Raw genomic sequence first — 20,841 nt, 5'->3', positions numbered from 1 at the left:
ATAGTAATTTATCAGTGAGTCAGTGTTATGGATACTCAGCAGGAACGTTTATTACAGCTTGACCGCGATCTGAAAAGCGGGAAGAATATATGCAGTTCGGGAGGTGTGCTCAGTTGTTTTCCATCTTCTTTAAAAGAACCTTTTCTGATGCAGGGGCTTGGTTTGATTGTCTGCCGGCAAGGTAGTTTCCAGTTTTCTCTTGATAATAAGTGCGCTTCTGCCAAGGCGGGTGAGACCTTGTTTATTCATGAGGAATCTTGGGTTCAAGTGCTTCAGGAGACCGAAGATGTGGAAATTCTTATTCTTGCCTATCAGATAGAACCGATACGTGACATTATCGGCAACTCCGTGGTTTCCATGTATATGTATTCGAAACTTACTCCGGAACTCTCTTGTGTATGGAATACCGGCGAGGAAGATGAGATTATGAAGTATATGTCTTTGATAGACAGTGTGCTGGAAATGGAGGAGAGTGTGTTTAGCCTTTATGAGCAGAAACTCCTTCTGCTGGCACTGACCTATCGTATTTGTTCGGTCTATAACCGTAAATTGATTAGTGCCGGACAGGAAACGGGCGGGCGGAAAAATGAGATATTTGTCCGTCTCATCCAGTTGATAGAGCAATATTATATGCAGGAAAGGAGTGTGGAATTCTATGCGGATAAACTCTGTTTGTCTCCGAAATACCTTTCGGCTCTTTCCAAAAGCATCTGTGGGTATACGGTGCAGGAACTTGTATTCAAGGCGATTATCCGTAAGTGTATCTCTTTGTTGAAGAATACGCAAAAAAATATTCAGGAGATTTCCAATGAATTCGGCTTCCCCAATGCTTCTTATTTTGGCACATTCTTCAAGAAGCAAATGGGGATGTCGCCGCAGCAATATCGAAGGAATCTTTAATCGATATTACTCTTTTTCTCCATAAGCCAGATCGCCTGCGTCGCCCAGCCCCGGTACAATATAGGAATGTTCATTGATTTCAGGATCGATGGCAGCACACCAAATGGTTGTTTTGTCTTCGGGAAATACGCTCTTGATATGATCGATTGCATGTTGGCTGGCAATGATCGAAGCTACGTGAATTTCGGCGGGATGGCCTTTGGTAAGCATGGCCTGATAACTCAGTTCCATACTGCCGCCTGTAGCCAGCATCGGATCGGTGATAATCAGCGTTTTGTCGTCAATACGCGGAGATGCGATATATTCTATATGTATATCAAATTTCAGGGTATCTTTATATTTTCGATAGGCGGACACAAATGCATTTTCTGCTCCGTCGAAATAGCTTAGGAAGCCTTGGTGAAAAGGAAGGCCGGCGCGGAGAATGGTGCTGATGACAAGCTGGTTGTCCGGTGTGCTGACGGGAGCAATGCCCAGTGGTGTCCGGATGTTTTTTACTGAGTATCGGAACTCTTTGCTCATTTCGTAAGCCATGATTTCTCCGATCCGTTCAATGTTACGGCGGAAACGTAGGCGGTCATTCTGAACTTCTACATTTCTGATTTCGGATATGTACTGGTTTAGAATCGAATTTGTTTGGCTAAAATCAATTACTTTCATATTATAGTTTAATCATAATTTAATCTCATTTTCATCGTATTGAGAACGTTCTGGCTTGCAAAGTAAACGATAATCTTTCAAATTGCAATATTCAGTTTGCAGATATTGTTAGGAATTTATAAAAGAGATTCAATTAGGGAAAAATTTCTCTAATCCCTTCTTCCTTTTCAAAGAAAGTATTACTTTTGTACCCGGATTTACAAGGAGGCACCCAAAGCTCCTCATGTTCAGGTGAAAAGAGATAATAAAACGAAATACCAATTTTAATTAATTCAAAAAAAATGGCAAATTTAGATTTAAGCAAGTACGGTATCACAGGTGTGACCGAGATTGTGCACAATCCGTCTTATGACGTTTTGTTCGCTGAAGAAACAAAACCAGGTTTGGAAGGTTTTGAAAAAGGCCAGGTAACTAACATGGGCGCTGTAAACGTAATGACTGGCGTTTATACAGGACGTTCTCCTAAAGATAAATTCTTCGTAAAAGACGAAACCAGCGAAAATACAGTATGGTGGACTTCTGAAGAATACAAAAACGACAACAAACCAGTTGACGCTAAATGTTGGGCAGCTGTGAAAGATTTGGCAACTAAAGAACTTTCTAACAAAAGACTGTTCGTTGTTGACGCTTTCTGCGGAGCTAACGAAAACTCTCGCTTGAAACTGCGCTTCATCATGGAAGTGGCATGGCAAGCTCACTTCGTAACAAACATGTTCATCCGTCCGACAGCTGAAGAACTGGCTAACTTCGGTGAACCTGATTTCGTTATCATGAACGCTTCTAAAGCTAAAGTTGAAAACTACAAAGAACTGGGCTTGAACTCGGAAACTGCAGTTGTATTCAACTTGACTGAAAAGATCCAGGTTATCCTGAATACTTGGTACGGTGGTGAAATGAAGAAAGGTATGTTCTCTTACATGAACTACTTATTGCCTTTGAACGGTATGGCTTCTATGCACTGCTCTGCTAACACTGATAAAGAAGGCAAGAGCTCAGCTATCTTCTTCGGTCTGTCAGGTACAGGTAAGACTACTTTGTCTACTGACCCGAAACGTTTGTTGATCGGTGATGACGAACACGGATGGGATGACGAAGGTGTATTCAACTTCGAAGGTGGTTGCTACGCTAAAGTTATCAACTTGGATAAAGAAAGCGAACCGGACATCTGGAATGCTATCAAACGCGATGCTTTGTTGGAAAACTGTACAGTTAACGCTGAAGGCGAAATCAACTTCGCTGACAAGTCAGTAACTGAAAACACTCGTGTTTCTTATCCTATCTATCACATCGAAAACATCGTTAAACCGGTGTCTAAAGGTCCTCATGCTAAACAAGTTATCTTCTTGTCAGCTGACGCATTCGGTGTATTGCCTCCGGTATCTATCCTGAACGCAGAACAAACTAAATATTACTTCTTGTCTGGTTTTACAGCTAAATTGGCTGGTACAGAACGTGGTATCACTGAACCGACTCCGACATTCTCGGCTTGTTTCGGTGCTGCTTTCTTGTCACTGCACCCAACTAAATACGGTGAAGAACTGGTGAAGAAGATGGAAAAAACTGGTGCTAAGGCATACTTGGTTAACACTGGTTGGAATGGTACTGGCAAACGTATCTCTATCAAAGATACTCGTGGTATCATCGACGCTATCCTTGACGGTTCTATCGACAAAGCTCCTACTAAGGTTATGCCTTACTTCGACTTTGTTGTTCCTACAGAACTTCCGGGTGTTGATCCGAAGATCCTTGACCCACGCGACACTTACGAATGTGCTTGCCAATGGGAAGAAAAAGCAAAAGATTTGGCTGGACGTTTCATCAAGAACTTCGCTAAATTTACAGGTAACGAAGCTGGTAAGGCTTTAGTTGCTGCTGGTCCGAAACTCTAAGCCTTTTAGGCAATAGATATGTAATGCAAAATGTGGGCGGTTCCGAAAGGAGCCGCCTTTTTTTGTTTATATGAAGGTGATTTTGTATCTTTGTTAATCTGAATTATGTTCGATAAAACGCTGACAAATACATGATTATTACTTATTTGAAACTCTTTTGTACATTCGCAAAAATCGGCATGTTTACCATTGGCGGAGGATATGCCATGATTCCCTTGATAGAGCGGGAAATAGTCAAGAGAAAATGGATGAGCAAGGAAGAATTTATGGAAATGTTTGCCTTGACTCAATCGTTGCCCGGAGTTTTTGCGGTAAATATATCCATTTTCGTGGGATATAAACTTCATAAGGTCAGCGGAAGTCTGGTTTGTGCGTTGGCGACTATTCTCCCTTCATTCGTCATTATGATGTTGATTGCCATGTTCTTTGCCCGTTTTCAGGACAATGAGGTGATGATTCGTATCTTTAACGGGATACGTCCGGCTGTAGTGGCGCTGATTTTGTTTCCTTGTATATCTGCGGTCAGAGCTTTGCATTTGAAGTATGTGCAACTGATAGCTCCTGTGATTGCCACAGTACTGATCTGGCAATTCGGGCTTTCTCCTATTTATGTGGTATTGGCGGGGATTTCCGGTGGATTAGTGTATACTCTGTGGTTGAAAAATAAGATTAAAGATATAAAGGCATGATATATTTACAGTTACTTTGGGTGTATCTGAAGATAGGTACGTTTGGTTTCGGAGGTGGTTATGCGATGCTTTCGTTGATTCAGCATGAAATTGTAGATCTCCACCATTGGCTGACTCCCCAACAATTTACGGATGTGGTGGCAATTTCGCAGATGACTCCGGGGCCGATTGGAATTAATAGTGCTACTTATGTGGGCTATGCAGTGACACACAGTGTATGGGGAGCGGTACTTGCTACCGTAGCGGTGTGTCTGCCCTCTTTTATTCTCGTATTGCTCATTTCCTATTTCTTTGCGAAATGCAAGGATAATAAATACATAAAAGCAGCGATGTCCGGCTTGCTTCCCATGTCAGTGGCATTGATTGCCTCGGCTGCCTTGTTGATGATGAACAGGGAGAATTTTATTGATTATAAAAGTATAGGAATCTTTGCTGGGGCATTCCTTATCACCTGGAAATGGGATTTGCATCCTATTCTGCTGATTTGTCTGGCAGGTCTGGTGGGGGTGATCTTGTATTAAAAAAACTTTTTATAAAGCTAGGGTTGGCTACTGGATCGTAAAGAAGTTGCTTAATATGCATGAACTGGAAATAGAAAAAGCCCGCTAAATAAAATCCGGCGGGCTTTCTGCATTATCTCGGGCTATTGCTTATGATTTGTTCGCGCGTTTACGCTCGATTTCGTCCAGAATGACTTTGCGCATACGCATTGCTTTCGGAGTTACCTCTACGTATTCATCTTCTTTGATGTATTCCAATGCCTCTTCGAGTGAGAACTGAACAGGCGGAATCAAACGAACTTTGTCATCAGATCCGGAAGCACGCATGTTGGTAAGCTTTTTGGATTTTGTAACGTTGATAACCAGATCGTTGTCATGGGAGTGTTCTCCTACTACCTGGCCTGCATATACTTCGTCCTGCGGGAAGATGAAGAACTTACCGCGATCCTGCAATTTATCGATGGCATAGGCAAAAGCAGTTCCGCTTTCCATTGCGATCATGGAACCATTGGTACGGTGTTCGATTTCTCCCTTGTGCGGCTGATATTCTTTAAAACGGTGTGCCATGATAGCTTCACCGGCAGAAGCAGTCAGTACGTTGGTACGAAGACCGATGATACCACGTGAAGGCATGTCAAATTCAAGGTTGATACGTTCGCCCGTATTTTCCATCTTCACCATTTCACCTTTGCGGCGGGTAACCATATCGATAATCTTGCTTGAATATTCTTCCGGTACGTTGATTGTCAGTTCTTCGATCGGTTCGCACTTGACGCCGTCGATTTCTTTAAAGATAACCTGTGGCTGACCTACCTGCAGTTCGTATCCTTCACGACGCATGGTCTCGATCAATACAGAAAGGTGAAGTACGCCACGGCCGGAAACAATCCATTTGCCGTCTTCCTCACTCTTTCTTACACGGAGTGCCAGATTCTTATCAAGTTCTTTCATCAGACGGTCGTGGATGTGGCGTGAAGTCACGAACTTACCGTCTTTTCCGAAGAATGGAGAGTCATTGATGGCAAATAGCATGCTCATCGTCGGCTCGTCGATAGCGATTGGCGGTAATGCTTCCGGATTTTCGAAATCGCAGACCGTATCTCCGATCTCAAAACCCTCGATACCTACCAATGCACAGATATCTCCTGATGAAACTTCGTTTGTTTTTACACGTCCCAAACCTTCAAATACATGAAGCTCTTTAATTTTAGATTTGAACATATCGCCATTACGTTTTACCAGCGTGATGTTCATTCCTTCTTTCAAGGTACCGCGATGTACGCGACCTACGGCAATACGACCGGTATAAGAAGAATAATCCAGAGAAGTAATCAGCATCTGCGGAGTACCTTCCAGTTGTTCGGGAGCAGGAATATTTTCAATAATACAATCCAGTAGCGGGGTAATGGTATCTGTCGGCTTTTGCCAGTCTGTGCTCATCCAGTTATTTTTGGCGGAACCGTAAATAACGGGGAAGTCCAGTTGGTCTTCTGTTGCGTTGAGGCTGAACATCAGGTCGAAAACCATTTCGTAAACTTCTTCAGGGCGGCAGTTAGGCTTATCTACCTTATTTACTACCACGATTGGTTTCAAACCGATTTCCAGTGCCTTCTGAAGTACGAAACGTGTTTGGGGCATCGGACCTTCGAAAGCGTCGACTAACAGAATGCAGCCATCTGCCATATTCAATACGCGTTCTACTTCACCACCGAAGTCGCTGTGTCCCGGAGTATCAATGATGTTAATTTTAGTACCGTTGTAATTGATGGATACATTTTTAGAAAGGATCGTTATACCACGTTCACGTTCCAGGTCGTTGTTATCCAGGATAAGTTCACCACTATTTTGATTGCTGCGGAATAGATTTCCGGCCAGCAACATCTTGTCAACCAGCGTTGTTTTCCCATGGTCAACATGGGCAATGATTGCAATGTTTCGAATATTTTGCATATAATACCTATTATTTGGCTGCAAAGGTACGAAAATAGGATTAGAAATAAATGCAATAGCCCCATTTTTTCTTGTAAAACGTTGTGAGATATAAAGATAATGTCTATCTTTGCACGCTCAAAAGAATAATTTACTATATCAAAATTCTAAAAATTATGTATTTAGACGCAGCTGAAAAGCAAGAAATCTTTGGAAAGTACGGGAAGTCTAACTCTGATACTGGCTCAACTGAAGCGCAGATAGCTTTGTTTTCCTACCGTATTTCTCACCTGACTGAGCACATGAAGCTCAACAGAAAAGATTATAGTACAGAGAGAGCTTTAACAATGTTGGTAGCTAAACGTCGCCGTTTGCTGAATTACCTGAAGGACAAAGATATCACAAGATATCGTTCTATTGTTAAAGAACTTGGTTTGCGTAAGTAATCTACTTGCCGCGAAAAGATTAAAAACCGTTTCTCACATTGAGAACGGTTTTTTTATTGGCTTTCAATGAAGGATTAGTATTTTATGCTGTGCATATTGATTGCAGCCGGCTGTCCGTTGTATAGTGCTTCACAACTAATTGTCAGGAATGTAGACGAGTTCGCATTATTACAGCGAATGATGGCTACTCCATTTTCGTCGGTGGTAACTTTAGGGTTCCAATAGATTGTACGGCGGTGGTCATTGCCTTGTCCTTTACTGATATCCGGGTAATAGGGTGAATAAAATTCAATGGGCTGGGAGTAACCTTGGATCTGTGTGTTTCGGATACCACGTGATTGGTACTTCTTTTCCGGGTCCCAATTGTCGATGGTAGTGATATAGCAAATTGCAAATTGATTTCCCGGTTGATTATTGGGAGTTGTGTTGTTCAGATAACTTTTGAGAGCTTTTTCTTCAAAGGGAGAGAGTCTGGAAGTTTCCATGTGATTTTTTAGACTTTCGTCGCTCAGGTGATAAGCGCTGTCGTCATCAATTCCGGCACTTGCTGTCGTGCCGTCGCAAATCATAACAGATTTTATCGCATCGATATTTTTATCTATAAAAAGCTCCCGATCAAATGTTGAGTAAAGAACTCCATTTATGACGCATAGTATATAATGATTCTTGTATTTCATGGTTATAAATGGTGGATCTCCCTTCCACTTAGACTTCACTTGAATATTGGGATTTAATGTGGTCATTAGCCAAGGGAAATAGTCCATGAATTTTCCTTCATCGCGCATTCGATCCAGTTCCTTAGGGATATCATAATAAGCTCTTACAGATTGCTCGAAAGCTAGAATTTTTTTGTATTTCGTACGTTTGGCTTTAATCGTTACCTGATCCAACAAATGAGTATCGTGTCCCATAATTGAATCTAGATAAAGAGAGTCGGAGAGACTGCTCCACCAACTGAGTCCGCTAATATCTTCCCATTTAGGATGTAGCTCTTCGTAAGCGTATTTGCGTAGTTCGGGTGTAAAGTTGCGGAAAAGTGATATGTTTGTTTTCCGGTTCAGCTTTTTTCCTTTACGGCGAGTTTGAATAGCCGCACTCATGGAACCATTGAAGGCATCCATTGGAATTTGGAAGAATCCCAAAGAGTCTGTGACCGTAGTACCTGCTGCTGATATCGTATCTCTCCGGGCAATGACGCTTACAGAGATCTCTTTTTGTTCTTTGTTTCTCAGAAAAGATGTTACCTGTCCATGTAGAGTCAGTCTCGTTTCCGGCAGATAGATTGGTGTTTCTGGAGTGGCACTGATGGCTTGGCTTATATCATATTTTCTCCATCCGTGAATCATCAACAGAATATCTAATGCCACTCTTCGTCTGGGAGAATTGTTTGCGAAATAATATCCAGGTTGATGAATGTATCCTTTCAGATCTGATGTAAGTAAAAGGTCTGTGTAAATTGTCTGATCGAACCGTTGGAAGTCTGATTTTAAAGCATCCCGAACCGCTACGGAGAAATGTCCTTGTATTGGTTGACCTGTATGGTTTTTCATTGAGATATGATACTCAATTGGTTCAAAAGGATAGTATAATGCATTGGTGGATGTGGCTGTTAACTGTAAAGATGGAGAAGGCATCACATAGCAAAAACGCTCGCATAACGTTGCCCCATTGCTATTCATTAAAGAGAGTTGTATGACTCCTCCCGGCAATCCCTGAGTGGATAACGGGAGATGATATACTGTTTGATCTTTAAAATCAAGGGTCTGATACATGAGCGGACGTCCTTGATGTGATATGAATAAAGCCAGTGTATCTTTGAGACTTGTCGAATTTCTGAGAACTTTGATGACTAATGCTTTTTCTTTAGACGTCACATTTAGCACATATCCTTGGGGTAAAGCCTTCGGTAGCTGAAATGAGTATTTTTTATCTTGATAGGTCACTACAGCTTTGGCTTGTTTGTCTGTAGGGGTGTATGTAAAGCATCCCATACCGTCGTGGAGAGTTGTAAATTGTGCAAGTTCTACATCATCCGGCCCATAAACAGTTCCTGAAATGCCTACTGTACCTTCTTCTTTACTTGTCGCTTCGAATGCAACGACTGAAGGTACTCCCTCTACTAATTGTCCACCTTCCGGGAAGAATCGAATCATGAAATCTTTTTCTTTTGAACGCGGACGTTGCTTCATAGATTCATCCATTCGGTAAGTGATGATGCTCCGGTTTTCGTCTACTTCGCTTCTCCGTTTTCTATATACAGGGATCGTACGCGAGAAATATTGCTTTTCACTGAATGCCAACATCCATTTCGTATAAGCCCTGATCTCGTAAAAACCGGAGAATAAGGCTTTTGTCAGTATGAATTGTCCTTCTCCTTCTCCATCCCGCAACTGTATGATTTGCCGTTCACTAGTATTTCCCAGTTGGTCTAATAGCTCAACATAAAGGGGGGTACTAATTGGGCTAGGTTGGTTTTGCTCGGCCGTTACTACGTATGCCTTATACCATATCGTGTCTCCGATGTAGTAACTGGTGTTGTCCAAGTGCAGATAGGCTTTCTCGCGTGGATATGCATCGGCGTAGGCTTGAGAACGGGCAAAGTAAGTTGCGAATATAGAATCCGCAACTTGCTGGCTATGGATTTGCACGGCTATACTTGATAGGAGGCAGAAAGTGATGATTATGGAGCGTATTCTCATTACATTTTGAATGATCAGTAACTTGAAGGTTGGGGAACGTCAAGTGTTAGCATAACTATACTTGTTTGATTACTAACTGTTGCGAAATGAACAGTTGAGCCATCGTAATGACTGGAGTTGGAATAATTTGTGCGATAAGCAAATGATACTTCATCTCCTTTTGTATCATAAGAAAAGTATCCCCATTGAATAGGGGAGTCTTTATTCCAAGGATCATAGACTGCAGAGACCGTAATGGGTTCCCAATAACCACTGCCTGTAATGAGTACATCGCATGCCATAGGGAAAGGTATATCGGGTGGAAAACGAAAACAAATAGAACCATACATTGAATTAACTTTAGAGAAAGTGTACTCTTGCTTATCAAAATCATATCCGACGAAGTTTGCATAGGGATTCCATGGGCCTTTATCAGGATATGGTCGATCATACACTAACTCTGAGCAGGTAGCACGAACCGCAATATATCCTCCTCCTTCGGGAAGTTGTAGATCGGTTACAGGTATTTGGATTGTTTCATAGGTTCCTTCTTGAACCAAAACTTCACGGACAGGAAAGAAGGAATATTCAACTGGATTAGGATCAAAATCACGACTTGCTCCTAATTGAATCTGATCATATTTCCCTTGACCTTGTCGTATCTGAATATTTAGCAAAGGTGGAAATGGAATATATTGACTCCATTCTATTTTAATAATCTGAGGTAATTTTGCATGCTCAAAATACTCGTCCTGGCTCGTTCTTGTTGTTACCACTTTACTGGTCGCTTCTATACTAACAGGGCTGTCTTCCTTCGTACAACTGCAAAAAATGATTGAGAGGAATAATACTAATAGTAAATGGATTCTTTCCTTACTACTTGTGAATTGATTGTGTGTGTTCATAAGCTATATATTTTAGAGGCTTAACAATAACTACTTATGATCTATGATTATGCAAGAAAGGAAAAAATAATGAAAATATGAAAATTCCGAGTTTAATTAGTGTTAATCTCCAGTCTATATATTACTTAATCCATTTTCAAGGCAGGTAGGTGAAAAGAGATATATTATGGGAGATATTTTAGGATTATAATTGTGTTCATCTAAAGATTTTGCTATTTTTGCAACCTAATTATTCTAATTTATCACCTTTGCTAACTAAAAAACTTTCAATATGGATACGAGTAAGATTGTTGGAGAGAAAATTAAAGCGCTCCGGGAAGATAAATCAATAAGTATAGAGGAATTGGCACAGCGTTCGGGTTTGGCTATCGAGCAGATCGAACGAATTGAAAATAACATCGATATACCGTCTCTTGCACCGCTGATTAAAATAGCGCGTGTGCTGGGGGTACGTCTGGGCACTTTCCTGGATGATCAGGATGAAATCGGGCCTGTGGTATGCCGTAAAAAAGAGGCTAAAGATGCCATCAGCTTTTCCAATAATGCGATTCATTCACGCAAGCACATGGAATATCATTCATTGTCTAAATCGAAAGCGGATCGTCACATGGAGCCGTTTATCATTGACGTGATGCCGACAGAGGACAGCGACTTTGTGCTTTCTTCGCATGAAGGAGAAGAGTTTATCATGGTTATGGAAGGGGTTATGGAAATCAGCTATGGTAAGAATACCTATTTGCTGGAAGAAGGTGATAGTATTTACTATGACTCCATCGTTCCTCATCATGTACATGCTTACGAAGGGCAGGCTGCTAAAATATTGGCTGTAGTCTACACTCCGATTTAATAAAATCTGATACCAAATATTAAGAATAATCGCATGCAATTATTTGAACGTACTCTTGGGCAATGGCTGGAACATTGGGCTGAAGAGACTCCCGATAAGGAATATATCGTTTATTCCGACCGTAATCTTCGTTTTACATGGAGCCAGCTTAACCAGCGTGTGGATGATATGGCGAAAGGACTGATCGCTGTTGGTGTGGAACGTGGTACTCATGTCGGTATTTGGGCGGCGAACGTGCCCGATTGGCTGACATTGCTGTATGCTTGTGCCAAGATTGGTGCGGTATACGTCACGGTGAATACGAATTATAAGCAGGCCGAGCTGGAGTATCTCTGCCAGAATTCCGATATGCATACACTTTGTATCGTCAATGGTGAAAAGGACAGTGATTTTGTGCAAATGACGTATACGATGCTTCCTGAACTGAAAACCTGCGAACGCGGTCATTTGAAGAGTGAACGCTTTCCGTATATGAAGAATGTGATATACGTCGGTCAGGAGAAACATCGGGGAATGTATAATACTGCGGAAATCTTGCTGCTGGGGAATAATGTGGAAGATGACCGCCTGACTGAACTTAAAAGTAAAGTGGACTGTCATGATGTGGTAAATATGCAATATACATCAGGAACTACCGGTTTCCCGAAAGGAGTGATGCTGACTCATTATAATATTGCCAACAACGGTTTTCTGACCGGCGAACACATGAAGTTTACGGCGGATGACAAACTCTGTTGTTGTGTGCCGCTATTCCATTGTTTTGGAGTGGTGTTGGCTACGATGAACTGTCTGACTCATGGGTGTACACAGGTGATGGTAGAGCGGTTTGATCCGTTGGTCGTGTTGGCTTCCATTCATAAAGAACGCTGTACGGCTCTTTACGGAGTGCCTACGATGTTTATTGCCGAGTTGCATCATCCGATGTTCGACTTGTTTGATATGTCTTGTCTGCGTACCGGTATAATGGCAGGTTCGTTGTGTCCGGTTGAACTGATGAAACAGGTAGAAGAAAAGATGTACATGAAGGTTACCAGTGTATACGGACTGACTGAAGCCGCTCCCGGTATGACCGCTACCCGCATCGATGATTCGTTTGATGTACGTTGTAATACGGTAGGACGCGACTTTGAATTTACAGAAGTCAGAGTGATTGATCCTGAAACCGGCGAAGAATGTCCGGTAGGCGTACAAGGCGAAATGTGCAATCGTGGATATAATACGATGAAAGGGTATTATAAGAATCCGGAAGCTACGGCTGAAGTGATTGATAAAGATAACTTCCTGCATTCGGGCGACTTAGGCATTAAAGATGAGGACGGAAATTACCGGATCACAGGGCGTATCAAGGATATGATTATTCGTGGTGGTGAAAATATCTATCCACGTGAAATCGAAGAATTCCTTTATAAACTTGATGGAGTAAAGGATGTTCAGGTAGCAGGGATTCCCTCTAAGAAATATGGTGAAGCGGTTGGTGCTTTTATCATCTTGCAGGAAGGGGTGGAAATGCATGAGTCGGACGTTCGTGACTTCTGTAAGAATAAGATTTCCCGTTATAAGATACCGAAATATGTCTTTTTTGTGAAGGAGTTCCCGATGACAGGCAGTGGTAAAATTCAGAAATTCAGACTGAAAGATCTTGGATTGCAGCTTTGTAAGGAGCAGGGAATAGAAATTATTTAAATAAAGAATTAAAAAAGAAGAATGAAGAATTAGCTGCGCTGTATGCTGCATAGCAATTCTTCATTCTTCTTTTTTTAGTTCTTCATTCTTAAATGAAATCGTCTCCCAGTTGCATCTGGGCATCATTCACGTATTTGCGGATAGAATGTTCTTCGTCTTTACGGCAGATTAGCAGGACATTGTCCGATTCGGCTATCAGATAGCCTTCCAAGCCATCGATCACGGCGAGCTTTCCTTTGGGGAGTACGATCATATTATCTTTTCCATTATAGATCAAAGAATGACTTTTTAAGGTCACATTGCCTTCCCGGTCTCTTTCTGATAAGTCGTAGAGTGATCCCCATGTGCCCAGGTCAGACCAGCCAAAATCGCCTAAAGATACATATACATTGTCCGCTTTTTCCATGATGCCGAAGTCAATGGATACATTGGGACATGCGGGAAAGTTTTCTTCAATGAATGCTTTCTCTTTATCTGTAGCATAGATATTTTTTCCCGGTGCCAGTTTGGATACTAATTCGGGAAGCAGGATTTCTGCAGCTTTAATAATGGTATTGACGTTCCACATAAATAATCCGGAGTTCCAGTAAAATTCACCGCTTTCTACGAATACTTTGGCTAATTCCAGTTCCGGTTTTTCGGTGAATGTCTTTACTTTGTAGAAGCCATCACCGGTTGGTTCGTCAATTTGTATATAGCCATATCCGGTCTCAGGACGGTTGGGCTTGATGCCTAGTGTCAGTAACTTTTCAGAGTGAGAAACGAATTCCAGTCCTTTAATGATTGCGGCACGGAATTCTTCTTCTTTCAAAATCAGATGATCTGAGGGAGCAACGACGATATTCGCATTCGGGTTTAAAGCGCGGATGTGATAGGCAGCCCATGCGATGCATGGAGCGGTATTTCTTCTTGCGGGTTCCAATAAAATCTGTTTCTCATCCAATTCGGGAAGTTGTTCCTTCACCAGATCGGCGTACATTGCATTGGTGACAATAAGAATATTTTCGGTTGGGATTACCTTTTGAAAGCGGTCGAAGGTCTGTTGTAGGAGTGAACGACCGGTTCCGAAGAAGTCAAGAAATTGTTTGGGCAATGTTTTGCGGCTAAACGGCCAGAAGCGGCTACCGATACCACCACCCATAATCACGCAATAATTATCCATGTTTGTCATGATAGTGACTCTATTTTTAAATGTTTTTGCTAATGTACGGTTTATTCTCTAAATACAGAAGCCTTTGGGACATGTTTTATTATTTTTTGCTCCTTTTTTTTCTCAAACTATTGTGGAATCAAAATATTGTCGTATCTTTGCACCGCAATTGAGAAATCAAGCATGCCCAGATGGCGGAATCGGTAGACGCGCTGGTCTCAAACACCAGTGGATTCACTTCCATCCCGGTTCGACCCCGGGTCTGGGTACCACGAAAAGCTAAGAATTGAGCAATCAATTACTTAGCTTTTTTGTTATAGGGTATTTCTTTCTAATGTGCACTACCAGAAGGTTTTCGATATTTTCTATAGACTGTGTTATTTGCAGCAAAAATACTAAAAAGGTGCAATTCATCGTAAAAGTGAATTGCACCTTTTCTTATCTCTCAGCATCATTTATCCCTTGCCTACCTTTATCCAGGTTGCTTTCTTCCATAGCCATTCTAATGGACCCTGGCGATGTGAACGAAGCCACCAGTTACAAAAAAAGTATTGTAAAAAGAATACGCTTACACCAATAAGGATACACGCTGTAATGCCTGTATGCAGATAAAGTCCTAATCCCCAGTTGTAAAACAAGAACCCTCCGATTAAAGATTGTGACAGGTAGTTGGTCAAGCTCATGCGTCCATAAGGTGCAAATTTATGAAGAACATTCTTAAGGGTTGTCAGGTAATAAACCAGTATGATACCTGCAAACATGATTCCTGTAAATACAATATTTGACAGTGACTTGCATAGAAGGACAGAAGGTACAAGTAGTGCTTCGCGACTTATAAAGTCGGGGAGTATATTTATCAAACCATAAATGGGGAAAAAGGCGGTAACGGCTATGATGAATACTTTAATCCAGATTTTTATATTCTTTTCTGAATAGAGAAACGCGTTGCTACGCCCAATTATCATACCTACCATAAACAGACCGGCGGTTTGAGTAACTCTTCCGTGTAATAGCATCCAACCCATGTTGGCAACATTACCCGTCCATATGGCAGTTTTGCACATTTCGAGGAAAGAACCTTCTTTCTGAGCTGTATTGACTAACTCCCAGTATGGAGCATCAAGATCAGCATTAATAACATAGTCGGGGTTGATAAGTGCATAAATTATTTGTCCCAATTCAATAGGTTGAAGTAGAAGAATGACTGCTATGATCGTGACTGTTCGGGTAGAGAGTCGGCAGACTGCGATCAGTACATAACCAAGCAAGGCGTAGAGTACCAATATTTCACCCGGAAATAAAGCCGAATTAATACAAGCTATAAAAAGAAGTAATACTAATCGCCAGGCAAACCGCCCACGAAAATCTTTCCCTTTAAGTTTTTGTGAATTGTCTTGAATAAAAAAACTAAATCCAAAAAGCAATGCAAAGATGCAGTATGCCTTACCGGAAAAGGTGAAAAATACACTATCCCAAATTACCCTATCCGTAAATATCAGAAAGTTACAGGTCTCTTCCGGAAAGCTATTGAGGCTAAACCGTTCGATAAAATGGATAAGTGTAATTCCCATTACAGCGAACCCACGTAGCACATCAGCTATTTCTATACGATTATTATGGGGCAATGTGTTAGATAAATGCATGCTTTTTAGAATTTAAAATGTTAACGTACTTTTTCAGATGCAAATTTAACGCAGCCCTTTTATAGTTTTGGAAAAATACTGTTCAATAAAGAACAAAATATGACTTTTGTGTGCTTTGTATGATTGATAATGCTGTTTGTCTTTTATAGTTAGCCTGTTGATAACTTCCTGAATATTAATGTAAATAATGAAATAAAATGCTATGTTGGTCTTATTAAATAGAAACAACTTGTACTGAATACATTTCTAATGAAAGGTATACATGCTATTGTTTTGTTTAATTTGTGAGGGGTTAGTCCAAATTTAATTTTGTAGTGTGGGTTAATAAAGTATAACTGTTCATTGACGATTTGATAATCAGTCTGTTTTACTACTCTTCGAAACATTTCTATTGTACATCGGGTGTATTTGATAGTTAATAACTCTTTGACTGTGCTTTCTTGTTCGCTGAATAATTCCAATATCCGTTTATACAACATACGAGGTAGTAAATGTATAAATGGCATATGAGAGATAATCTTACTTCTTGCAATTTGCTGATGTCCGCCGAATGGCATTTGCCAGGCAGGAAAAGCAATGAAGATCATTCCGTTAGGCGATAGATATTTTTTTAAGTTGCGCAGAAATTGCTCCTTGTTGTCGATATGTTCTATTACATCATGTATGAGAATAAGCGGGAAATGTTTCTGTAGATCTTTTAATAAGAAGATATCAGAAGCGATGAAAGTTCCTTTTTGCCTTTTAGTGATGAAGAAGTTTTGTGCCTGTTCAATTCGGGATGCGGCAATATCAATTCCAATGACATCACAACCTAGCTCGGCAAAGGGAAGCAGATTCCCTCCTTCGCCACACCCTACTTCCAATACTTTGTTTGGCAGATTTCCAGTATATTCTTTAATATAAGGAATATAATAATTTCTCGTAGTCTGAGCTTGTTCCTCAAAATAACGTTCACGGTTTGTATGTCGTTTCTGCATCTGATTTGTCTATTGTTTCTAACTGTTCTATAGTTATGATAAACTATCAGCCGGAAGACTGCATGGAGAATGAATTTTTTACCAAGAGAAACGAATGCCTACAGGAACAGAGAACGTAACCGGATGTTCTTTTCGGATTGTGCGCAATGAACTTCCATCGGGAATATAGTAATTAATGGTTGGCTCTATATAGATGCTGGTGTGAGGTGTAAAGTGGTATTGTACACCTGTACTCGCATTGATTGACCATTGCAAAGGTACATCTAATGACTGGTAACCCAAATTAATGGGGACACTATCTGTGACATGAGAAGTATGCAGAGTTCCTTTTATCGGGATTTCCATTTGTAAACCGGCTGTTGAGTAAAATGAGAATTGTTTATAATTCCCAAAACGGTAGGAAATACGGAGAGGAATACCTATGTAATGGAGCTTCTGGGTTTTCTGAATCCGATATTCCTTTCCTGTGGTGAACTCTGATTTTAAATAAATATATTGTAATCCGGTTTCTATACTCCAGTGGTTATTCAACTTTTTGTTCAATGCTAGTCCGATAGTGATGGGGCTATTATGGTGTTGATGTTCTATAATTCTTCCACTGTTGTTCTTGGCAATTGTCATTAGCGTAAGCGAGTCTCCTAAGGTTCCTTCCTGATTGCGGGTGTTTAAATAGTCATAATATTCTTCCCAAGTATTGACTTGCTGGGGGAGACCGCTTTCCAAACCGTCAGAGTGTGGTGTTGTCATCAACTTGTATAGGTTTTGTGCCAGTTGTGGTCCGACTGACCCTGCCAACATCATTTTCCATTTCCCTATTTTCTTTTTGGGGAGTGAAGTGAATTCTTGGCTTGAATATGAGAATGTAATAATTTTCTCTGCATGCTCCCATGTAAAAGATGGTTTGGCAACAGGCTGTTTCTCTACTGAGTCTTTTATTTCAGAAGTGGTAGATAATCCTGTTGCACTTGTGTCTAATGCTAACCGGGGGAGGTTTGCTAAAGTAGTATTAAAAGGGGGGTCTTCTTTGTAGTGAGAGATATGTCCGGAAGAGGTAATGCTCTCATTTTCTTCTTTCTTATCTAATTTCACTTTCCGAATGACATTGTTAGACCAATGATTATCTTTAGTCTCTTTTCTTTTCCAGTATAGATAGTCGTGTATCGTTGGGAAAAAAAATAAAATCACTAGTATAAGAATCAGCCTGTAATCAGAAATCATCTTTTTAAGTAAGACTTTTGCCCTGAATAATTGAGAAGAGGAGGAGTGGGGAGCTATATTCAACAGTTTACCTATTTCCTTGTGAGATAATCCTTCCAATACAGCTAACTTGAAGATTTTGCTGTATCCTTCTGGCAATTTCTCTACCATTTCTGTTATTTTATCATAAGGAATAGAATCAGATGATAGCGGATTATCAATAGGCTCCTCGTCTTCAGGGATATCAGATAAGGGAATTGCAGAGTTTGTACTCTTTTGGTTGAGATACCTTAATGAAATATTCTTCATAATTATTCCCATCCAGCTTTCCAGTTTTTCGGGGGTACGTAATGTCTCAATCGAAGTGAAAATGACAATGAATCCGTCGTGTAGGAGATCTTGTGCGATTTGTTTATCAGGTATATAATGAAGGCATATTCTCATCATCTTTTTCGAATAGGTTTTATAAAGTAGACTTAATGCCTGCTCATTCCCTTTTTTACATAAATCTACAAGTTCTTTTATATCCATGTGCGTGTATTATTTTAATATGATGAATAGAAACCGAAAAGACTGCATGCTTTTTCGGTTTTTAACATCTTGTTTTTTGCGGATATGAAGAAACTTTTTGTTGATAAATTGAACTTGAATCCATAAAACTTTGACGAACTTTCAATTATTATGCAATCTTTGTGCTCTATACATTTTTTATTTCCCGACAAACTGCTAACTTTATCATCATTATTATAATGACATGTGAATAGTCGGTTGTACCATTATTTAAATCTCGTTTATGGGTAAATACAAATTTATAGAAGAAAGAGTGGAAACAATGTCTTCGTCGGAGCTTAAGATATTCTTGAATATACTGAAGAGCAGATCTAAGGAATTGATGTCAACTCTGGAGTCAGTAAGGGGAATAAAAGATTTGGAGGCTGTTTGTAAATCAACTCAGAAACTAAACAATCGTGTTTCTGAGTTTGACGGAGGATCTTTTCTTATATTAGTGGTTGGACCCGTGAAATCGGGAAAATCTACTTTAGTAAATCTCATAGCACATGCTCACGTCAGCCCCACTCATTTCTTGGAGTGTACGGTGCGTCCGTCCATTATTTCAAAAGGACAGGAGGAATCCATTACCCGTATTTTTTCTGTTGCTGATAAAGCTAGAAAGGTAGAACAGTTTGATTCGGTCATTGATAGCCTGCGCGGATTTGAAAAACTGGAAAACATTTCCGAGATAAGCATTGAAAAGAAAGAATTGAATGATGCTAATCTGGAGGAGTGTGTTTCGTTAGCTTTGGAAGAAAGCGTGATAAATACAGATCATACGCTGGTGACATCCATAACAACTTCCGGTGGGGAGCTTTTGAAAGATAATATATTTCTGGTGGATATGCCCGGGCTGGATGGCGGGTATGTGAATTTGGATAATCCTATTTATGAAACGATCTCTCAAAGGGCAGATTTCGTGATATTTGTGCAAAGTTCAAATTCTGCTATATCGAAGGTTTCCAATCGTTTTCTGAAGTTGCTGCAGGAGAATAATCCGAAAGTTCCGGTTTGTCTTCTACATAATGTGTTTGAAGCGGCTTACTGGCATTCGGAAGAGGAGAAGCAGGCTGTAATTAAGGCACAGGTAGAATTTGCCGAGAATGAAATGGGCAGACGTAACTTCCAGTTGAAGGAGAATATATATAGTTTGAACTTGGGAAAAGTGGCGGATGCTGCCAGCTATGAGGGAATGGAGGATCTTCAGGAAGAAGCTGCGAAATTTCAGAGATTTGAGAAGGATTTGTATGGCAAGGTGATCTCCAATAGTACTGATATACGTCTGAGAAGCGTAATCGGAAGAACGCTGAATCAGTTGGAAAAACTGGATAATTTAGTCGGAGAATCAATTGGCCAACAGGAAGCAATCGATATAGAATATCAGGCTGCGGCAACTTCGTTTGACGAGTTACTCCGTCAGGCGAGTGAACTTAGTTACGATGGGAGCGATTTTAGAAAAATGGTGCAAGTCTATATGGATGATGATTTGAAAGAGTTTACTGAAATCGTTAGGGAGTATTATGATTCCGGATGCAATTCCGCATTTGCCGGTGGAGCGAAGGGGAAAGATGCGACACGCAGCCTTGTTACAAAGTTTATGACTGATTCGTCAGCGGCGATAAAAAGTAAGTTCCTTGATTCCCATGAACATAGCCTGGCCCGGCAGTATTTGCGGAAACTCTCTAACTTGAAAGATGATGTGGCTTTTATAGAGAAGATGAATACTTTTCTGAAGCAGAAAGGTTGTGCACCTTTTGACTCAGTGCCGCAAGTGACGGATTTTCCGGTGGTCGATTTTGATTTGCAGGGAGCTTTTGATGTGAAGAATATTAATAATCCGACTGTTCCGCATATCGGAATACCCAATCCGTTCGGGACTTATTCGACAATGGAAATTCAGAGTTTTCTGAGAAAAGCGATGGAATGTATCACCGGAATCGATCATACGCATACCGGGAAAACGATCAAAGGATATCTTCAGCTGACTGTCGGGAAGAGTATATATAAGGCGGCTAATGACCTTTATGATCAGTATGTGCCTGTACGCAAACAAAGTATCATTGATTTTTTGGAACAACAAAAAACAATGTATCTGAATGCGCTGGTGTCTGATAAAGAAGAATTTGACAGGAAGGATGCGTTGCTTCGGTCAATAAATGCACAAGTTCAGAGTTTTAAGGATTCAATAAGATAAGA

General features: G+C 40.6%; 16 protein-coding genes and 1 tRNA gene. 9 read left to right on the top strand and 8 right to left on the bottom strand.

Features of this window, described 5'->3' with window-relative positions; all coding sequences use genetic code 11:
* Nucleotides 1–27 precede the first annotated feature (27 nt).
* Nucleotides 28–900, top strand: a complete 873-nt coding sequence (locus BT_RS14150; RefSeq protein ID WP_008765359.1) for a helix-turn-helix domain-containing protein — start codon at nucleotides 28–30, stop codon at nucleotides 898–900.
* A 6-nt stretch (nucleotides 901–906) separates the two neighbouring features.
* On the opposite strand, the gene upp is transcribed toward BT_RS14150, so the two are convergent.
* Nucleotides 907–1,560: a uracil phosphoribosyltransferase gene (upp, locus tag BT_RS14145; protein WP_008761972.1), complete on the bottom strand. Its 654-nt coding sequence runs from the start codon at nucleotides 1,558–1,560 to the stop codon at nucleotides 907–909.
* A 281-nt stretch (nucleotides 1,561–1,841) separates the two neighbouring features.
* Between upp and pckA the strand changes: the two genes are divergently transcribed.
* The 3 genes from pckA (at nucleotide 1,842) to BT_RS14130 (ending at nucleotide 4,659) form a co-directional block, all read left to right on the top strand.
* Complete coding sequence (pckA, locus tag BT_RS14140; RefSeq protein WP_008761973.1) at nucleotides 1,842–3,449, top strand: phosphoenolpyruvate carboxykinase (ATP); 1,608 nt, start codon at nucleotides 1,842–1,844, stop codon at nucleotides 3,447–3,449.
* Between the two features lie 131 nt (nucleotides 3,450–3,580).
* Nucleotides 3,581–4,138 carry a chromate transporter gene (locus BT_RS14135; RefSeq protein WP_011108481.1) on the top strand — a complete coding sequence of 186 codons (558 nt, stop codon included), beginning with the start codon at nucleotides 3,581–3,583 and terminating at the stop codon, nucleotides 4,136–4,138.
* Nucleotides 4,135–4,659 carry a chromate transporter gene (locus tag BT_RS14130; RefSeq protein WP_008761975.1) on the top strand — a complete coding sequence of 175 codons (525 nt, stop codon included), beginning with the start codon at nucleotides 4,135–4,137 and terminating at the stop codon, nucleotides 4,657–4,659. Before BT_RS14135 ends, BT_RS14130 begins: the two co-directional genes overlap by 4 nt.
* Nucleotides 4,660–4,788: 129 nt before the next feature.
* Here the strand turns inward: BT_RS14130 and typA are convergent, their stop codons facing one another.
* Nucleotides 4,789–6,588 (bottom strand): translational GTPase TypA, encoded by a 1,800-nt coding sequence (typA, locus tag BT_RS14125; protein WP_011108480.1) that lies wholly within the window; start codon nucleotides 6,586–6,588, stop codon nucleotides 4,789–4,791.
* 155 nt (nucleotides 6,589–6,743) lie between these two features.
* Between typA and rpsO the strand changes: the two genes are divergently transcribed.
* Nucleotides 6,744–7,013 carry a 30S ribosomal protein S15 gene (gene rpsO / locus BT_RS14120; protein ID WP_008761978.1) on the top strand — a complete coding sequence of 90 codons (270 nt, stop codon included), beginning with the start codon at nucleotides 6,744–6,746 and terminating at the stop codon, nucleotides 7,011–7,013.
* Between the two features lie 74 nt (nucleotides 7,014–7,087).
* Here the strand turns inward: rpsO and BT_RS14115 are convergent, their stop codons facing one another.
* The gene (locus BT_RS14115) at nucleotides 7,088–9,712 is read right to left on the bottom strand and encodes a hypothetical protein (protein ID WP_011108479.1); all 2,625 of its coding nucleotides are present in this window, start codon (nucleotides 9,710–9,712) and stop codon (nucleotides 7,088–7,090) included.
* 14 nt (nucleotides 9,713–9,726) lie between these two features.
* On the bottom strand, nucleotides 9,727–10,596 hold the full coding sequence (locus BT_RS14110) for a hypothetical protein (protein WP_011108478.1): 870 nt from the start codon (nucleotides 10,594–10,596) through the stop codon (nucleotides 9,727–9,729).
* A gap of 271 nt (nucleotides 10,597–10,867) precedes the next feature.
* Between BT_RS14110 and BT_RS14105 the strand changes: the two genes are divergently transcribed.
* Nucleotides 10,868–11,443: a helix-turn-helix domain-containing protein gene (locus BT_RS14105; protein ID WP_008761981.1), complete on the top strand. Its 576-nt coding sequence runs from the start codon at nucleotides 10,868–10,870 to the stop codon at nucleotides 11,441–11,443.
* A gap of 33 nt (nucleotides 11,444–11,476) precedes the next feature.
* Nucleotides 11,477–13,126 (top strand): AMP-binding protein, encoded by a 1,650-nt coding sequence (locus BT_RS14100; protein ID WP_011108477.1) that lies wholly within the window; start codon nucleotides 11,477–11,479, stop codon nucleotides 13,124–13,126.
* An 88-nt stretch (nucleotides 13,127–13,214) separates the two neighbouring features.
* On the opposite strand, the gene BT_RS14095 is transcribed toward BT_RS14100, so the two are convergent.
* On the bottom strand, nucleotides 13,215–14,297 hold the full coding sequence (locus tag BT_RS14095; RefSeq protein ID WP_011108476.1) for a mannose-1-phosphate guanylyltransferase: 1,083 nt from the start codon (nucleotides 14,295–14,297) through the stop codon (nucleotides 13,215–13,217).
* Nucleotides 14,298–14,461: 164 nt separating this feature from the next.
* Here BT_RS14095 and BT_RS14090 point away from each other — a divergent pair.
* Nucleotides 14,462–14,548: transfer RNA gene (locus BT_RS14090), tRNA-Leu, on the top strand.
* A 183-nt stretch (nucleotides 14,549–14,731) separates the two neighbouring features.
* Here the strand turns inward: BT_RS14090 and BT_RS14085 are convergent.
* From BT_RS14085 to BT_RS14075, 3 genes are all read right to left on the bottom strand, one after another.
* Nucleotides 14,732–15,919, bottom strand: a complete 1,188-nt coding sequence (locus tag BT_RS14085; RefSeq protein WP_011108475.1) for a DUF418 domain-containing protein — start codon at nucleotides 15,917–15,919, stop codon at nucleotides 14,732–14,734.
* Between the two features lie 200 nt (nucleotides 15,920–16,119).
* Nucleotides 16,120–16,896: a class I SAM-dependent methyltransferase gene (locus BT_RS14080; RefSeq protein ID WP_011108474.1), complete on the bottom strand. Its 777-nt coding sequence runs from the start codon at nucleotides 16,894–16,896 to the stop codon at nucleotides 16,120–16,122.
* Between the two features lie 78 nt (nucleotides 16,897–16,974).
* Nucleotides 16,975–18,624, bottom strand: a complete 1,650-nt coding sequence (locus BT_RS14075; protein WP_011108473.1) for a sigma-70 family RNA polymerase sigma factor — start codon at nucleotides 18,622–18,624, stop codon at nucleotides 16,975–16,977.
* Between the two features lie 262 nt (nucleotides 18,625–18,886).
* Between BT_RS14075 and BT_RS14070 the strand changes: the two genes are divergently transcribed.
* Complete coding sequence (locus BT_RS14070; RefSeq protein ID WP_011108472.1) at nucleotides 18,887–20,839, top strand: dynamin family protein; 1,953 nt, start codon at nucleotides 18,887–18,889, stop codon at nucleotides 20,837–20,839.
* Nucleotides 20,840–20,841 lie beyond the last annotated feature (2 nt).

This window comes from Bacteroides thetaiotaomicron VPI-5482, from assembly GCF_000011065.1.
In the GTDB taxonomy this organism is placed as follows: domain Bacteria; phylum Bacteroidota; class Bacteroidia; order Bacteroidales; family Bacteroidaceae; genus Bacteroides; species Bacteroides thetaiotaomicron.
Note: the sequence above shows the minus strand (reverse complement) of the source record. Positions and strands in the feature narration are given on the sequence as shown.

What these genes read in the sequence shown, in the direction of transcription:
- BT_RS14150 (WP_008765359.1), top strand. Translation starts at nt 28, where the DNA reads ATGGATACTCAGCAGGAACGTTTATTACAGCTTGACCGCGATCTGAAA.
- upp (WP_008761972.1), bottom strand. Translation starts at nt 1,560, where the DNA reads ATGAAAGTAATTGATTTTAGCCAAACAAATTCGATTCTAAACCAGTAC.
- pckA (WP_008761973.1), top strand. Translation starts at nt 1,842, where the DNA reads ATGGCAAATTTAGATTTAAGCAAGTACGGTATCACAGGTGTGACCGAG.
- BT_RS14135 (WP_011108481.1), top strand. Translation starts at nt 3,581, where the DNA reads ATGATTATTACTTATTTGAAACTCTTTTGTACATTCGCAAAAATCGGC.
- BT_RS14130 (WP_008761975.1), top strand. Translation starts at nt 4,135, where the DNA reads ATGATATATTTACAGTTACTTTGGGTGTATCTGAAGATAGGTACGTTT.
- typA (WP_011108480.1), bottom strand. Translation starts at nt 6,588, where the DNA reads ATGCAAAATATTCGAAACATTGCAATCATTGCCCATGTTGACCATGGG.
- rpsO (WP_008761978.1), top strand. Translation starts at nt 6,744, where the DNA reads ATGTATTTAGACGCAGCTGAAAAGCAAGAAATCTTTGGAAAGTACGGG.
- BT_RS14115 (WP_011108479.1), bottom strand. Translation starts at nt 9,712, where the DNA reads ATGAGAATACGCTCCATAATCATCACTTTCTGCCTCCTATCAAGTATA.
- BT_RS14110 (WP_011108478.1), bottom strand. Translation starts at nt 10,596, where the DNA reads ATGAACACACACAATCAATTCACAAGTAGTAAGGAAAGAATCCATTTA.
- BT_RS14105 (WP_008761981.1), top strand. Translation starts at nt 10,868, where the DNA reads ATGGATACGAGTAAGATTGTTGGAGAGAAAATTAAAGCGCTCCGGGAA.
- BT_RS14100 (WP_011108477.1), top strand. Translation starts at nt 11,477, where the DNA reads ATGCAATTATTTGAACGTACTCTTGGGCAATGGCTGGAACATTGGGCT.
- BT_RS14095 (WP_011108476.1), bottom strand. Translation starts at nt 14,297, where the DNA reads ATGACAAACATGGATAATTATTGCGTGATTATGGGTGGTGGTATCGGT.
- BT_RS14085 (WP_011108475.1), bottom strand. Translation starts at nt 15,919, where the DNA reads ATGCATTTATCTAACACATTGCCCCATAATAATCGTATAGAAATAGCT.
- BT_RS14080 (WP_011108474.1), bottom strand. Translation starts at nt 16,896, where the DNA reads ATGCAGAAACGACATACAAACCGTGAACGTTATTTTGAGGAACAAGCT.
- BT_RS14075 (WP_011108473.1), bottom strand. Translation starts at nt 18,624, where the DNA reads ATGGATATAAAAGAACTTGTAGATTTATGTAAAAAAGGGAATGAGCAG.
- BT_RS14070 (WP_011108472.1), top strand. Translation starts at nt 18,887, where the DNA reads ATGGGTAAATACAAATTTATAGAAGAAAGAGTGGAAACAATGTCTTCG.